This is a genomic window from Xanthomonas sp. MLO165, from assembly GCF_018831305.1.
Classification (GTDB): domain Bacteria; phylum Pseudomonadota; class Gammaproteobacteria; order Xanthomonadales; family Xanthomonadaceae; genus Xanthomonas; species Xanthomonas arboricola.
This window is the reverse complement of sequence record NZ_CP029263.1, coordinates 4,419,245-4,432,842: the sequence shown is the minus strand read 5'-3', so window position 1 is coordinate 4,432,842 and position 13,598 is coordinate 4,419,245. Positions and strand designations below refer to the sequence as shown.

The following is a 13,598-nucleotide window of genomic DNA, read 5'->3' as shown; positions in this document are numbered from 1 at the left end:
GCACGCACCGGTCGCGGGCTTGGTCGTACCATCGATCGCCAAGGCGCGCGCTGCGTGCCACCCCTTGCCGAACTGGAGCGCACGATGATCGACCTGTACTACTGGCCCACCCCCAACGGCCACAAGGTCACCTTGTTCCTGGAAGAGGCCGGGCTGGACTACACGCTCAAGCCGGTCAACATCGGCAAGGGTGAGCAGTTCGAGCCGGCCTTCCTGCAGATTTCGCCCAACAACAAGATGCCCGCGATCGTCGACCACGCACCGGCCGACGGCGGCCCGGCGCAGAGCGTGTTCGAATCCGGCGCCATCCTGCTGTATCTGGCCGAGAAGACCAGCCGTTTCCTGCCGCGCGATGCGCGTGGCCGCATCGCCGCGCTGGAATGGCTGTTCTGGCAGATGGGTGGGCTGGGGCCGATGAGCGGCCAGATGGGCCACTTCAACGTCTACGCGCCGGAAAAGATTCCCTACGCGATCGAACGCTACAACGCCGAGGTGCGTCGCCTGCATGGCGTGCTCGACAAGCGCCTGGCCGAGCAGGCATTCCTGGCCGGCCCCGAGTACGGCATCGCCGACATGGCCAGCTATCCGTGGATCGAGGTCTACGCCGACATCCGCCCCGATTACGCCGAGCTCCCGCATCTGAAGCGCTGGCACGACGCCATCGCCGCGCGCCCGGCCACGCAACGTGCGTATGCGCTCAAGGAGCAGGTCAACCCCAACGCCGGCAAGCCGCTGAGCGAGGAAGAGCGCAAGCATCTGTTCGGCAAGCGCTGAGGGCGCAGTAGCAACAGCGCGGCACGCACAGCAGTTCCACACGGCGCCCGAGTTCCTCTCCCCCGGGAGAGGGGTTGGGGTGAAGGTACGCAAGTGGAGCCAGACCCACCGCCCCCCGTAACCTGCGCACCACGAAACGCGCATGTGCCATCCGCAGCCCGCCAATTGCGACCATCAGCCCAAACGCACCTCTGCTCGCTAAAAAACTGAGCGACAACAACCCAGCACCATGCTGCAGCACACGCGCAGAACCGCGCGCAGCCCTTCATCGCGCACGCGCAGCATCGCCGCGCTTCTCAAACACCCCACACGCCCGCATCCTGTGTGCTATCTCAAGACAGGATCTTCGATGCGCGCCCTGTTCGCCGCCCTTGCCCTCATGCTCAGCACGATCACCACCGCCCACGCCGAAAAACTCACCCTCGACGCCATCACCGGCCCATTGCCGTTGTCCGGCCCGACGCTGATGAAACCCAAGGTCGCCCCCGACGGCTCGCGCGTGAGCTTCCTGCGCGGCAAGGACAGCGACCGCAATCAGCTGGATCTGTGGGAGTACGACATCGCCAGCGGTCAGACCCGGCTGCTGGTGGATTCCAAAATCGTGCTGCCCGGCACCGAAACGCTCAGCGATGTTGAAAAGGCCCGCCGCGAGCGCCAACGCATCGCTGCCTTCGCCGGCATCGTCGATTACCAATGGGCGCCGGACGCACATGCACTGTTGTTCCCGCTCGGTGGCGAGCTGTATCTGTACGACCTGCGCAAGACCGGCGCGGCGGCAGTGCGCAAGCTCACCCACGGCGAAGGCTTCGCCACCGACGCCAAGCTCTCGCCCAAGGGCGGCTTCGTCAGCTTCGTGCGCGAGCGCAACCTGTGGGTGATCGACCTGGTCAGCGGCAAGCAGCTGCAGCTCACCAGCGACGGCAGCGAGACCATCGGCAACGGTGTGGCCGAGTTCGTCGCCGACGAGGAAATGGATCGCCACACCGGCTATTGGTGGGCGCCGGACGACTCGGCGATCGCCTTCGCGCGTATCGACGAATCCGGCGTGCCGGTGCAAAAGCGCCCGGAGGTCTATGCCGACCATACCGAGGTCATCAGCCAGCGCTATCCGCAGGCTGGCCAGCCCAACGTGGCCGTGCGGCTGGGTGTGATCGCACCGCGCGCCAACGCCGCGCCGCGCTGGATCGAGCTGGGCAGCAATCCCGATATCTATCTGGCACGGGTGGATTGGCGCGATGCGCAGCGGCTGACCTTCCAGCTCCAGTCGCGCGACCAGAAAACCCTCGAGTTGATCGAAGCCACGCTGGCCAGCGGCAAGCAGCGCGTGCTGATCACCGAGACCTCGCCGACCTGGGTGCCGCTCCACAACGATCTGCGTTTTCTCAAGGACGGTCGCTTCATCTGGAACTCCGAGCGCAGCGGCTACGAGCATCTGTACGTGGCATCGGAAGATGGCTGCACGCTCACGCCGCTGACCTCCGGCGCCTGGGTGGTCGATGCACTGCTCGCCGTCGATGAGCAAGCCGGCACGGTGTATTTTTCCGCCAGCAAGGAGTCGCCGACCCAGGCCCACATCTACGCCGTGCCGCTGGCCGGCGGTGCGATCGAACAACGTTCGACACCCCACGGCACGCACGCCGCCAGCTTCGCCAACAACGCCAGCGTGTATGTCGACAGCTGGTCCAACACCTCCACACCGCCGCAGATCGAGCTGTTTCGCGCCAATGGCGAAAAAATCGCCACACTGTTGAAGAACGATCTGGCCGATCCGCAGCACCCGTATGCCAGATACCGTGACGCGCAGCGCCCGGTGGAATTCGGCACGCTCACCGCCGCCGACGGCACCACGCCGCTGCAGTATCGCCTGATCAAACCGGACGACTTCGACCCGGCCAAGCGCTATCCGGTGATGGTGTACGTGTATGGCGGCCCCGCCGCGCAGACCGTGCTCGACGCCTGGCCAAGCCGTGGCGATGCGCTGTTCGATCAATATCTTGCGCAACGTGGTTACGTGGTGTTCTCGCTGGATAACCGCGGCACCCCGCGGCGTGGCCGTGCCTTCGGTGGCGCGCTGTACGGCAAGCAGGGCACGGTGGAAGTGGACGACCAGCTGCAAGGCGTGGCCTGGCTCAAGGCGCAGCGCTGGGTCGATCCCACCCGCATCGGCGTGCAGGGCTGGTCCAACGGCGGCTACATGACGCTGATGCTGCTGGCCAAACACAGTGAGGCCTATGCCTGCGGCGTGGCCGGTGCACCGGTCACCGATTGGGGGCTGTACGACACTCATTACACCGAGCGGTACATGGACCTGCCGGCCGGCAACGCCGCCGGCTACCGCGACGCACGCATCGCCACCCATCTGGACGGCCTGCGCGCCAAGCTGCTGCTGATCCACGGCATGGCCGACGACAACGTGCTGTTCACCAACTCCACCGCGCTGATGAGCGCGTTGCAGGCGCGTGGCACCGCCTTCGAGCTGATGACCTATCCCGGCGCCAAGCACGGCTTGTCCGGCAGCACTGCCTTGCATCGCTACAAGACCGCGGAGGCATTCATCCAGCGCTGCCTGATGCCCTGAGCGGCCGGCAATCGGTGCCGGGGAGACGGAACTGCAGTGGTAAACGACCGCCGATGCCTGGCATCGGCGACATTCACCAGAGCGGTCGGGCAGGAGATGCCCCTTGTAGCGTGGACCTGCACGGGCCGCGCGGCGAGGGAAGCCGGCGCCAGGCGGACGCCAGCCGCAAGCACGGGCGATGGCGCCAGCAAATGCTGACATTCGCCAGCAGACCGCCGATCCAATCAACCTGGTAGCCGACCCGCAAGCGCCGCCGCACTCCTGCCGACCATGACCTAAGACGCATTGCCGCAGCCGCCGCGGATGGGTAGGGTCGCGCTACTCAACTTGCGGATCCGCCCCATGAAACCACTCGTTCTCGCCATTGCGCTGGCGCTCGGTGCTTCGCTGCCATTGCAGGCACAGACCGGTAAAGCCGCGCAGGCCCAACCTGCCACGCCGGCCTGGGTGCAGACCAGCAACGGCTATGCACAGATCCTGCTGAACGCGCAGGCGCCATTCCAGCCCGAATACGCCAGCTTCTTCGGCGTGCCCGGCTACGACGACCAGGTCATCGACCTGGGGCCAAACAACGCCGCGCGCTACCGCGATGCGATGAACAAGGCACGCGCCGCGTTGCAGGCCAAGCTGGCCACCGAGCGCGACGTCAATGTGCGCCAGGACCTGCAGATCATGATCGCTGCGGCCGAGCAGAACATCGAAGGCAGCGAACTCAACGAGCGCTATCTGTTGCCGTGGAACGATGCGCCGCAGCTGGTCTTCAGTGGCCTCAACGGATTGTTGTCTGACCAGACCGTGCCCGAGCGCCGCGCCAAGGCACTGGATCGCCTCAAGCGTTACGTCGGCCTGGTGCCGGGCAGCACGCCGACCACCACACTGGCCCGCCAGCGCTACGAAGAGCAGCTTGGCAACACCACCTTGCTGCAGCCCACCCAGCGCGAAGTGGAGCAGGCGCTAGCGAACGTGGACACCTACGTCGCCGGCATCGGCGAGTTGTTCGCCAAGTACAAGATCGCCGGCGGTGACGAAGCGCTCAAGGCGATGTCCACCCAGTTGAAGGATTACGCCAACTGGACCCGCACCACAGTATTGCCGAAGGCACGCAAGGACACCCGCCTGCCCGAACCGCTGTATGCCTTCCAGCTCAAGCAGGTCGGCATCGATATCGCCCCGCAGCAGCTGATCCAGCGCGCGCAGCTGGAATTCATGGAAACCCGCTCGGCGATGCGTCAGCTCGCGCCGCTGGTGGCCAAGGCCAAGGGCGTGCAGGGCAGCGATTATGTACAGGTGATCCGTGCGCTCAAGGGCAACAAGATCGCCGACGACCAGCTGGAAACTCACTACCGCGGCGTGATCGACCAGATCGACCCGATCATCCGTCAGCAGCGCATCGTCGATGTGCCCAATCGCCCGATGCAGATGCGCCTGGGCAGTGCCGCCGAAAGTGCCGCGCAACCGGCGCCGCACTTCCTGCCGGCCCCGCTGATCGGCAATACCGGCCAGCAGGGCCAGTTCGTGCTGCCGCTGGGCAACCCGACCGCCGACGGCGCCAAGAAGGAGCAGTACGACGACTTCAACTTCGGCTCGGCCGCCTGGACGCTCAGCGCGCACGAAGGCCGCCCCGGCCACGAGCTGCAGTTCACCGCCATGGTCGAACGCGGCGTGTCGCTGGCGCGCAGCCTGTTCGCGTTCAACTCGGTCAACGTCGAAGGCTGGGCGCTGTATGCCGAAGCCGAAATGGTCCCGTACGAACCGCTCGACGGTCAGCTGATCGCCCTGCAGTTCCGCCTGCTACGCGCCGCCCGCGCCATGCTCGACCCGATGCTCAACCTCGGCCTGATCGACCGCGAACGCGCACGCCAGGTGCTCGAAGACGACGTCGGCCTCTCGCCAGCGATGACCCGCCAGGAACTGGACCGCTACACCGTCCGCGCGCCCGGCCAGGCCGGCAGCTACTTCTACGGCTACACCCGCATCCTCGAACTGCGCATGCGCACCGAGCTGGTCCTGGGCAAGAAGTTCGACCGTCTTGCCTTCAACAACTTCCTGCTCGACCAGGGCCTGCTGCCGCCGGACCAGCTGGCCAAGGCGGTGGAGACGCAGTTCATCCCAGCGCAGCGAAAGTAACTGCGGTATCCGCGGTACCGGATAGGTGCTCTTATGAACAACTGCCTGGCCAGGTCGCGCGCTGAAAAGCACGATTTGGCCTAGCGTTGTGCTGGTGAAGTATTTGCCAAAAGTCGTGTACGGCTCGCCAGTGAAGGCCAGTCCGCTTGCGAGTTGAGTCCTTCAAGACTCTGGGATGCGACTTCTCTAGATCTCGGGGTGGGCGTTTGTGTTGCTTGAAGCTGTCCTCTAATGACTCGCTGACCGGTGGCTGTAGGCGCTGCATAAAAGCTGGCCGGTACAGATGAATTAGCACCCCCTCTGCTGTGGAGCATATGACCTGGCGGCTGCCCCTGTGGCCAAGGGATGCGTTGCTTGCGCCAGCGGTACCAAACGCCGCGCACGCCATAAAGGTTCCCATGCTTCCTTGCCACAGCGCTGCAGCAACGGCAGGCATAGTGATGATGACAGTGGTAAGCAATAGCCCACTGACGCTTCGTTGCGACGCTTGGTAGCTCAAGCATTCTACAACAAGTATAAAATTTATATTTTCTTGTCAGCTGGCGGCCTTATTTGGCTGCTGCTGATTAATTCTGATAATTGAATAAATAAATTAAATCAATATTCTTCGAATACCTGCTCTGTGCAGTCGCTATAGATAACGCTGCACTGGGCAGGAGTTGGGTTGCTTTTTTTGCATTGAGCTGACGCCTCAGTCGATGCTTTAGCGATTGTTTCGCCGCCAGAAAAGTGAACCGTACCTCCTGATGGTTTGCCCCCTATTTCCGGCGTTGATATTGCTGCGCATTGATTTTGATAGGTAAGCGTGATCTTGCAATCCTGTTCGCCGTGGGATGCGCATTTTTGCATTGCTTCACGCTGCGCATCGTCTTTAGAGAACTTGCCCGTCGAAACTCCGTAGTTTATGACTGAATTTACAGAGCCCATTGCGATTGCACCCCACGTTTTGATCCATTTTCCACTTGGTCGAGGCCGTGACTGTGAACTGTTTTGTGGGATTGGTGCGCATGCAACTGCCCCCTGTCCGCCAACAGGGTACTGCCCCGGGGGGCAACCTCCCTCTCCGTGTGCTGAGCTAATAGAGAAAGCTAAGATAATAATAAAAAATTTATAAATTTTCATAATGCCTCAGCCCAAAATTTAGATGACTTGGTTATTGCTCTGGGATACGACACCTCTAGATCCCGGGGCGGGCGTTTGTGTTGCTTGAGGCTGTCCTCCAGTGATTCGCTGACCGGTGACTGTAGGCGCCTCATAAGAGCTGGGTGGCACAGATGAATTAGCACCCCTCTGCTGTGGAACATATGACCTGGCGGCTGCCCCTGTGGCCCAGGGGATGCGCTGATCGCGCCAGCGACACCAAATGCCGAGTACGCCATAAACGTTCCCATGCTTCCCTGCCACAGCGATGCTGCGACGGTATGTGGTGATGATGAGGGTGGTCAGCAGCAAGCCGATACCGCCTTGCTGCAAGGCTTGCGAGCTCAGGCCTTCGGTATTGTTACCCATCAGCCCGGTGATGCCTTTGGCAACCCAGAGCGCGATGGCGACCTTGGTGGAAAACTTGAGCATGATGGCCGAAGTCACACTAATGCATACGTACTGTGATCAGTCTAGGCTGTAAAACGTTCCCGAGGAATCCCTTGGCTAGACGCCGAAAGGCTATGGGGAATTTGCAATTATCGTGATTTTACCTGAAATATAAGCGGAGACAAAAGGAGGATGGCTAAACGCATACTATTTCACAGCCATTCCGACCGTTCTGTGAGTCTGTGTTCTATTTAAACTAATTCAAAACTTCTCAAAAATTTGCTCAGAACAAGCGGTGTGAATTATTTTGCACTCAGCGCCTGGATTTTCCTCGCTACAACCACGAAGGGCTGCGCCTTTTGCAAGCTGTTCGGTAGGCTGCCTTGAAAACTCAATAATACCATCAGGTTTTGGCGACCCTTCGATTTGAGGTTCACCTATGGACATGCATTGATTGCGAAAAGTCGTCGAGGGCCGGCAGCCCTTGGCGCCTGACTTATTGCATCTATCCAAAGCTTCTTTTTTTGCTGCGTCTTCTGAGGCGAGACCAACCGGTACGGCATACAGGGGTTTGTCGTTCAATATACCAACAGCAACCGCACCCCAGGTTTTTAGCCACTTTCCTGCTGCGCGTGGAGGCTGTTTTTTGTTTTGTTGATAATATCCTTGAGGAATAGGCCCGCAAGAGGTAACTCCTGCCCCAGCTTGTGCGGGAATTTGTCCGGCTGGACAGCCCTCCTCTGCCATTGCTGAGGTGGCTGCCAGTAGGCTGAGAAGTAACGTTATCGTCCGTATGATCATATATTTTCTTTGGAGTGCGCTTAAACGACTCGACTATTATCGGTAGCATTTGCTGCTCCGCGCGATCCGGGCGCAGCTAATGCTGGAGTGCTGCCAGAAACTCCCGATGTTCGTACGGCACTTAAATCGCCCATTTCTGTTTGATCATTGCCTCTTGGCCCGTCATTTCCTCGTTGTTGAGGAACATATGAGCCAGGCGGGTGCCCTTGGGGACCAGGAGAAGCGCTGCTCGCGCCAGCGGTACCAAATGCCGAGTACGCCATAAACGTTCCCATGCTTCCCTGCCACAGCGCTGCCGCGACGGTAGGCATGGTGATGATGACTGCGGCTACCATTAGCAGTGGTAATGCCGCCTTGCATCAGCCGGGTTGCAAGCTGCTTTCAAATATCCGATAAAAAGTAATAGAGTTAAAATTCTTGAAAAAATTGCTCTGTGCAATTTTTATATACAATTCTACATTCGATGTTGGCGGTGGTGGCGTTCTCTTTCTTGCAATTTTTTAATGCTATTCCACTAGCCTTTGAGACCGTTTCAGCGCCGGTGAATCTTACAAATCCCTTAGAAAGAGGTTTTCCATCGATTTGTGGTTCGGCAATGACTGCACACTGATTTTCATAAGAAAGCGCAATTTCACAATTATCCTCGCCATGAGATGCGCACCGTCTTAGCGCATCCTGTTCCGCTTCTGATTTTGAGAATTTGCCAGAGGTAACCCCATAGCTCGTAGTCGAATCAATTGAACCCATAGCAATCGCCCCCCACGTTTTTATCCACTTTCCACTTGGGCGAGATTTTTGCTGAACACTTCCTTGGGGGATTGGGGCGCATGCGATTGCTCCTTGACCCCCAATTGGGTATTGCCCCGCCGGACATCCGCCCTCAGCGTGCGCTAGAGGTGATAAAAAAATGATCAAAACTAGTGAGAGGATTATAACTTGGATTCTCATGATTATTTCGCTCAAGTAAAGCGGCTGGTGTTATTGGCTGCACCCCTCGAGCCGCTACCTTCTTGTGATGTTGAGGTCTGTAGGGCTCCTGAATAGTTATGATTACTTGGCAGCTGGCGTGAGGTTTCTGGAGTTGAGGTGTTACTTCCGCTGTGCTGGGGAATATACGAACCGGGCGGCTGCCCTTGGGGACCAGGAGAAGCGCTGCTCGCGCCAGCGGTACCAAATGCCGAGTACGCCATAAACGTTCCCATGCTTCCTTGCCACAGCGCTGCCGCGACGGTAGGCATGGTGATGATGAGGGTGGTCAACAGCAAGCCGATACCGCCTTGCTGCAAGGCTTGCGAGCTTAGGCCTTCGGTATTGTTACCCATCAGCCCGGTGATGCCTTTGGCAACCCAGAGCGCGATGGCGACCTTGGTGGAAAGCTTGAGCACGATGGCCGATACCACCGAGAGCATGGACATCGAGAATAAGGTGCCGATCACATAGAACAGCCACTTCTTGAAGAGATCCTTGGTTGAATCAAACATCAGTGCCAGGATGAAGATGGGGCCAACGCCAACCAGGAACGCCATCGTGAACTTGAACAACAGCAGCATGGCGCCTGCCGCCATCGCAGGACTTGCTGTGCCAAATCCGGCAAGCAGCATGGCATTGCTCTTCTTTTGAAGCGCTTCCGGATCATCGGAGTCGATGTTCACCACATCCACGGCGGCCATCGCGAGCTGCGTATAGCCAAGATTTTCGTCGATTGCATCGGCTGCTGACGTACCGCTTTCGCCTGTGAACAGTTCGTGGATCTCCTGGTCCAGGTTCTGCGTCATCGTCTTGTGCAGCATCGCGCCGTTGCTTCCCACTGCAGTGGCGATACTCAGGATAAAGACGATTTTGGCGGCCTTGCCCATGGTCTCCATTGCCGAATTGCGAGACTGCCCGGTCGCCAGCCGATAGCCAACGATCATCACCCACAGCGTGACCAAAATCATGGCGATCACGCTCACCCACGTCATGGCACGGCCGATCAGCTCCATGCCGAACGTGTCGATTTCCTTATTCAGGTAATCATTGATCAGCTTGAAAAAGACATAGTCGCCAATGCCTGTATCGGCCATCGGCCTAAGCCAACTCAATGCACCCTGAAAAACGCTGTCCATATCCGCCCCGATTTGATCCTAATAAAACTGCCTGCCGTGCCCAGCAAATGTACAAGTGCACTCAATCAACTGATAATGCCGCCTTCAAAGCCGCAGCCTGTACCAGCTGGGTGACCAGTGGGATGCCGCCCTCCTTATTGCCGTCAAAGGCGCGCTTGGTCAGCTTTCGCTGGTCGCTTTTCAAAGAAGCTTCGTAGTAGTCGTAGGCTTTTAGCTTTGCCTGCCAGTAGTCGAGATCCATCGAGTTCTGCGCCACAAAACGCGCGACCTCGTTGTCATTTGCAGCAAGCGCGCCCTGGCTGGTTCCTACACCTTTCCGTTGCGACTGAATCTTCTGATCGAACTCTTTGTTGCGCTGAATCAATCGTTTGAGCATGCGGACAGACTCGTTGTAGCGCGCGTTTTCAGTCATCACCATCAACTGACAGATCTTGGTCTGCTCAGTCACCAGGTTGCCATCCATGTTGGGCAGCATACTTTTGATGCTTGTCATGATGCTTCCCAGGCCACTGCCTGCACCGGAGCATGCTGCTGCCATCCCGTAGTTGGGGTCACGCTCGGTGAAATTGTCTTCCATGTTGGTAATGCCAAAATTCAGGCTCTGCAGCTTGATCAACTGTTGCTGGTAGTGCGCATATTCTTTCTGGTATTGCGACAACGTTTCCTTCCAACGTTCGAAGTCCTTTCCGTATTCAGCAATCATGCTTTCCAGCGTTACCGGGTCATGGGTAATCACTTGTGCCTTTGCTTGACCAGCGCAAAGCCCCACGGAGAGGAGCAGGCCTGCTGCAAAGCGTGAAAATGGCACGCGTGAACGACGGACATGGTCAGTCATGGCAAGTCTCACTGAATTGGCTTGATACGGGAAAAAAGACAGGCGAAAGCACCAACGGGTCCTGTTGGCGGCTTGCCTGGGAGCGGGCGCAACGCCGCCGATACAGCCACAGGCGCCCGCGCTGGCGCTACTGTCAGCGCGGAAATTGTTCGTTTGAGTGCCTGCCACGGCCATCTTCCTTGTGTGCGGTTAAACGCAGGTCTGCCGTAAGGTGCCACAGAGCATGGCGCATTTCCAGACTTTTAATGCTCGGTTGTTTGATGAATGCCTTCAGATTTTCGGGGGAAGCACTCTAGGGAGACGTGCGTGCTAGCCATTCGTCATCGCAAGGAAGCTTCGGCCCAGGCTGTAGTGAAGCGCCTCTCAGAGTTCTTTCGTAGATGTATCCCTGGCCCCCGCCGGCACCCAGATCGCCATGCCGGCCGCACGCTTCTGTGTGGTCGGGATGCCGATGCCCAGGCCACCGCCGACCCGGCCGCCGTAGCTGCCGCCGCCGACCGACAGGCCGCCGCCGGAGCGTTCCGAGCCCACGCCGACGATGACCACGCCGTTGGCGCCAAGCTTGGCGGCTTCGCGCTTGAGCCGTTGCACGGCCGCATCGGTCTGGCCCTGGGTGCCGAAACCGGCAGCGCTGGTGGATTCGAGCTGGGCGATTTCCACCGAGCCGACCGGTGCATTGGCGTACACCTGCACCAGTGACGGGTCGATCGGCGCGCGCGCCTGGCCCAGCATCACCTTGGAACTGCTGGCGCAACCGGCCAGCAAGGCAACGGTGGCAGCCGCGATGGCGGCATTCCTGATCAGCGATTGCATGTACATGGTGGAACCCCCTGTGGGTAATGGCAACGATGATCCGGCGCCCGGACTGAATCGCTCTGGACTTTGCCGCACCCTAGCCATGCCCACGTGAGGCTACCGCCAAGCCGCCATTGGTCAGGGTGAACATCTGCCCACAGCGCCTTGGCGGGCGCGGCGCTAAGCTCGTGGCTTCTTTGAATGGCGAGGTGGCACGTGGGATTGATCAGCCTGCTGTGGGGCATTGTGGCGCTGCTGTGGATGGTGCTGGCCTTCATCCCGTTGCTGGGCTGGGGCAACTGGTTCCTGATCCCGTTTGCGGCGTTGGGCGCGCTGATCGCGGCGATCGCGCTGCTGTTCACCTCGGCCGGCAATCGCGGACGTGCCAAGACCGGTCTGCTGCTCAACGGCCTGGTGATCGTGGTCGGGGTGATCCGCCTGAGCCTGGGCGGCGGCGTGATCTAGCACGCGGCGTCGCCTTCCAGGCAGGTCGCGCGAGTTCGGAGGGCCGTGCGCCGGCTGGCGATGGAGAAGATCGACGCGTGGCACCGCCGCCAGCCGGGCGCGTTCCCTGTGGGGTGAGCTGACCGCGTGGTCCAAGCGGATCACGCTTGCATTGCATTGATCACGGCGTGATCCGGCCCGTTGCACCGCTGCGACACAGCGTCGCAGCGCGTCCGGCGGCGGGTCGCGGGCGTAAACTTGCGGGCTGCTGACAGGAGCCCACGATGGCCCATCCCCACTACCGTCCCCGCCGCATGCGCCACGATGCGTTTTCGCGCCGTTTGATGCGCGAAAACACGCTGACCACCGATGACCTGATCTGGCCGGTGTTCGTGCATGAGTTGTCCGGCCGCGCGCCGATCGCGTCCATGCCCGGCGTCGAGCGCCTGTCGCTGGACGAATTGCTGCGCGAAGCTGAAGCGGCCCTCGAGCTGGGCATTCCGGTGATCGACCTGTTCCCGGTGATCGACCCGGCCGGCAAGAGCCTGGACGCGGCCGAGGCGTGGAATCCGGACGGCCTGGCGCAGCGTGCGGTACGCGCGCTGAAAGCGCGGTTTCCCGAACTCGGCATCATGACCGACGTGGCGCTGGACCCGTACACCACGCACGGCCAGGACGGCATCATCGATGCCAAGGGCTATGTGCTCAACGAGATCACCGTCGAGGCGTTGGTCAGGCAGTCGCTGTCGCATGCCGAAGCCGGTGTGGACATCATCTCGCCGTCGGACATGATGGATGGCCGCATCGGTGCGATCCGCCGCGCGCTGGATGCGCAGGACCATCTCAATGTGCGCATCATGGCTTATTCGGCCAAGTACGCCTCGGCGTTCTACGGCCCGTTCCGCGATGCAGTCGGCAGCGCCGGCAATCTGGGCAAGGCCGACAAGACCACCTATCAGATGGACCCGGCCAACAGCGACGAGGCCATGCGCGAGATCGCGCTGGACCTGGAAGAGGGCGCGGACATGGTGATGGTCAAGCCGGGCATGCCGTATCTGGATGTGGTGCGGCGGGTGAAGCAGGAATTCCGCGTGCCCACCTTCGCCTATCAGGTCAGCGGCGAGTACGCGATGCTCAAGGCCGCCGCCGCCAATGGCTGGCTGGACGAACGCAAGTGCGTGCTGGAAGCGCTGATGGCGTTCAAGCGCGCCGGCGCCGATGGCGTGCTGACCTATTTCGCACCGCAGGTGGCGCGTTGGTTGCGGGAAGGCTGAGTGCGCCGAGGCGGTGCTGTGACGCCCTCCAGGCCGCAATCGGCGCCTGCAGGCTTGGCCCGATTCGAAAAACCCAACGATCTCGCAGGCCGCGTTCTGTCCCGGCCTGCGCTGCGTGCGGCGCGCGCCATCCTTCCGGATGGGGAGGGAAGGTGTGGCGCAGGCAGCTTGATCAATCTGCTTCCCGCAGATCAATGGGTACCGGCGTTGCTGCAATGATCGAGTGACATAGCAGTCGCTGACTGACGGCGCTGCGGCAGTGGCATGAGCCTCGCAATCCCACGCAAACTGCGATAACGATTCTCATCTACAATGGCGAGCCCACTGTTTGCGGC

Annotated in this window: 11 protein-coding genes and 1 pseudogene; 5 read left to right on the top strand and 7 right to left on the bottom strand. The window is 60.3% G+C overall.

Going from position 1 to position 13,598, the window contains the following annotated elements:
• The first annotated feature begins 84 nt into the window (after positions 1 to 84).
• The 3 genes from DGN21_RS18665 (at position 85) to DGN21_RS18655 (ending at position 5,479) form a co-directional block, all read left to right on the top strand.
• Positions 85 to 774 (top strand): glutathione binding-like protein, encoded by a 690-nt coding sequence (locus DGN21_RS18665; RefSeq protein ID WP_104553141.1) that lies wholly within the window; start codon positions 85 to 87, stop codon positions 772 to 774.
• A 349-nt stretch (positions 775 to 1,123) separates the two neighbouring features.
• Positions 1,124 to 3,352, top strand: a complete 2,229-nt coding sequence (locus tag DGN21_RS18660; protein ID WP_184577847.1) for a S9 family peptidase — start codon at positions 1,124 to 1,126, stop codon at positions 3,350 to 3,352.
• Positions 3,353 to 3,694: 342 nt separating this feature from the next.
• On the top strand, positions 3,695 to 5,479 hold the full coding sequence (locus tag DGN21_RS18655) for a DUF885 domain-containing protein (RefSeq protein ID WP_184577844.1): 1,785 nt from the start codon (positions 3,695 to 3,697) through the stop codon (positions 5,477 to 5,479).
• A 597-nt stretch (positions 5,480 to 6,076) separates the two neighbouring features.
• On the opposite strand, the gene DGN21_RS18650 is transcribed toward DGN21_RS18655, so the two are convergent.
• The 7 genes and pseudogenes from DGN21_RS18650 to DGN21_RS18620 form a co-directional block, all read right to left on the bottom strand.
• Positions 6,077 to 6,601 carry a DUF4189 domain-containing protein gene (locus DGN21_RS18650; protein WP_184577841.1) on the bottom strand — a complete coding sequence of 175 codons (525 nt, stop codon included), beginning with the start codon at positions 6,599 to 6,601 and terminating at the stop codon, positions 6,077 to 6,079.
• An 18-nt stretch (positions 6,602 to 6,619) separates the two neighbouring features.
• A pseudogene (locus tag DGN21_RS18645) lies at positions 6,620 to 7,072 on the bottom strand (Type IV secretion system protein virB6); the annotation flags it as partial.
• A 198-nt stretch (positions 7,073 to 7,270) separates the two neighbouring features.
• Positions 7,271 to 7,756 carry a DUF4189 domain-containing protein gene (locus tag DGN21_RS18640; protein ID WP_215825022.1) on the bottom strand — a complete coding sequence of 162 codons (486 nt, stop codon included), beginning with the start codon at positions 7,754 to 7,756 and terminating at the stop codon, positions 7,271 to 7,273.
• A 462-nt stretch (positions 7,757 to 8,218) separates the two neighbouring features.
• On the bottom strand, positions 8,219 to 8,758 hold the full coding sequence (locus DGN21_RS18635; RefSeq protein WP_184578109.1) for a DUF4189 domain-containing protein: 540 nt from the start codon (positions 8,756 to 8,758) through the stop codon (positions 8,219 to 8,221).
• Positions 8,759 to 8,769: 11 nt separating this feature from the next.
• Complete coding sequence (locus tag DGN21_RS18630) at positions 8,770 to 9,915, bottom strand: type IV secretion system protein (protein ID WP_184578112.1); 1,146 nt, start codon at positions 9,913 to 9,915, stop codon at positions 8,770 to 8,772.
• A 61-nt stretch (positions 9,916 to 9,976) separates the two neighbouring features.
• Positions 9,977 to 10,918: a hypothetical protein gene (locus DGN21_RS18625; protein WP_311551649.1), complete on the bottom strand. Its 942-nt coding sequence runs from the start codon at positions 10,916 to 10,918 to the stop codon at positions 9,977 to 9,979.
• 195 nt (positions 10,919 to 11,113) lie between these two features.
• Positions 11,114 to 11,569, bottom strand: a complete 456-nt coding sequence (locus DGN21_RS18620) for a hypothetical protein (RefSeq protein WP_184578114.1) — start codon at positions 11,567 to 11,569, stop codon at positions 11,114 to 11,116.
• 198 nt (positions 11,570 to 11,767) lie between these two features.
• Between DGN21_RS18620 and DGN21_RS18615 the strand changes: the two genes are divergently transcribed.
• Together DGN21_RS18615 and hemB are read left to right on the top strand one after the other, a co-directional pair.
• Positions 11,768 to 12,010: a hypothetical protein gene (locus DGN21_RS18615; protein ID WP_024939083.1), complete on the top strand. Its 243-nt coding sequence runs from the start codon at positions 11,768 to 11,770 to the stop codon at positions 12,008 to 12,010.
• Between the two features lie 263 nt (positions 12,011 to 12,273).
• A complete protein-coding gene (hemB, locus tag DGN21_RS18610) occupies positions 12,274 to 13,263 on the top strand; it encodes a porphobilinogen synthase (protein ID WP_024939082.1) in 990 nt (329 codons plus the stop codon).
• Positions 13,264 to 13,598: the final 335 nt, after the last annotated feature.

Coding starts and splice junctions, on each gene's coding strand:
- DGN21_RS18665 (WP_104553141.1), top strand. CDS start 85: ATGATCGACCTGTACTACTGGCCCACCCCCAACGGCCACAAGGTCACC.
- DGN21_RS18660 (WP_184577847.1), top strand. CDS start 1,124: ATGCGCGCCCTGTTCGCCGCCCTTGCCCTCATGCTCAGCACGATCACC.
- DGN21_RS18655 (WP_184577844.1), top strand. CDS start 3,695: ATGAAACCACTCGTTCTCGCCATTGCGCTGGCGCTCGGTGCTTCGCTG.
- DGN21_RS18650 (WP_184577841.1), bottom strand. CDS start 6,601: ATGAAAATTTATAAATTTTTTATTATTATCTTAGCTTTCTCTATTAGC.
- DGN21_RS18640 (WP_215825022.1), bottom strand. CDS start 7,756: ATGGCAGAGGAGGGCTGTCCAGCCGGACAAATTCCCGCACAAGCTGGG.
- DGN21_RS18635 (WP_184578109.1), bottom strand. CDS start 8,758: ATGAGAATCCAAGTTATAATCCTCTCACTAGTTTTGATCATTTTTTTA.
- DGN21_RS18630 (WP_184578112.1), bottom strand. CDS start 9,915: ATGGACAGCGTTTTTCAGGGTGCATTGAGTTGGCTTAGGCCGATGGCC.
- DGN21_RS18620 (WP_184578114.1), bottom strand. CDS start 11,569: ATGTACATGCAATCGCTGATCAGGAATGCCGCCATCGCGGCTGCCACC.
- hemB (WP_024939082.1), top strand. CDS start 12,274: ATGGCCCATCCCCACTACCGTCCCCGCCGCATGCGCCACGATGCGTTT.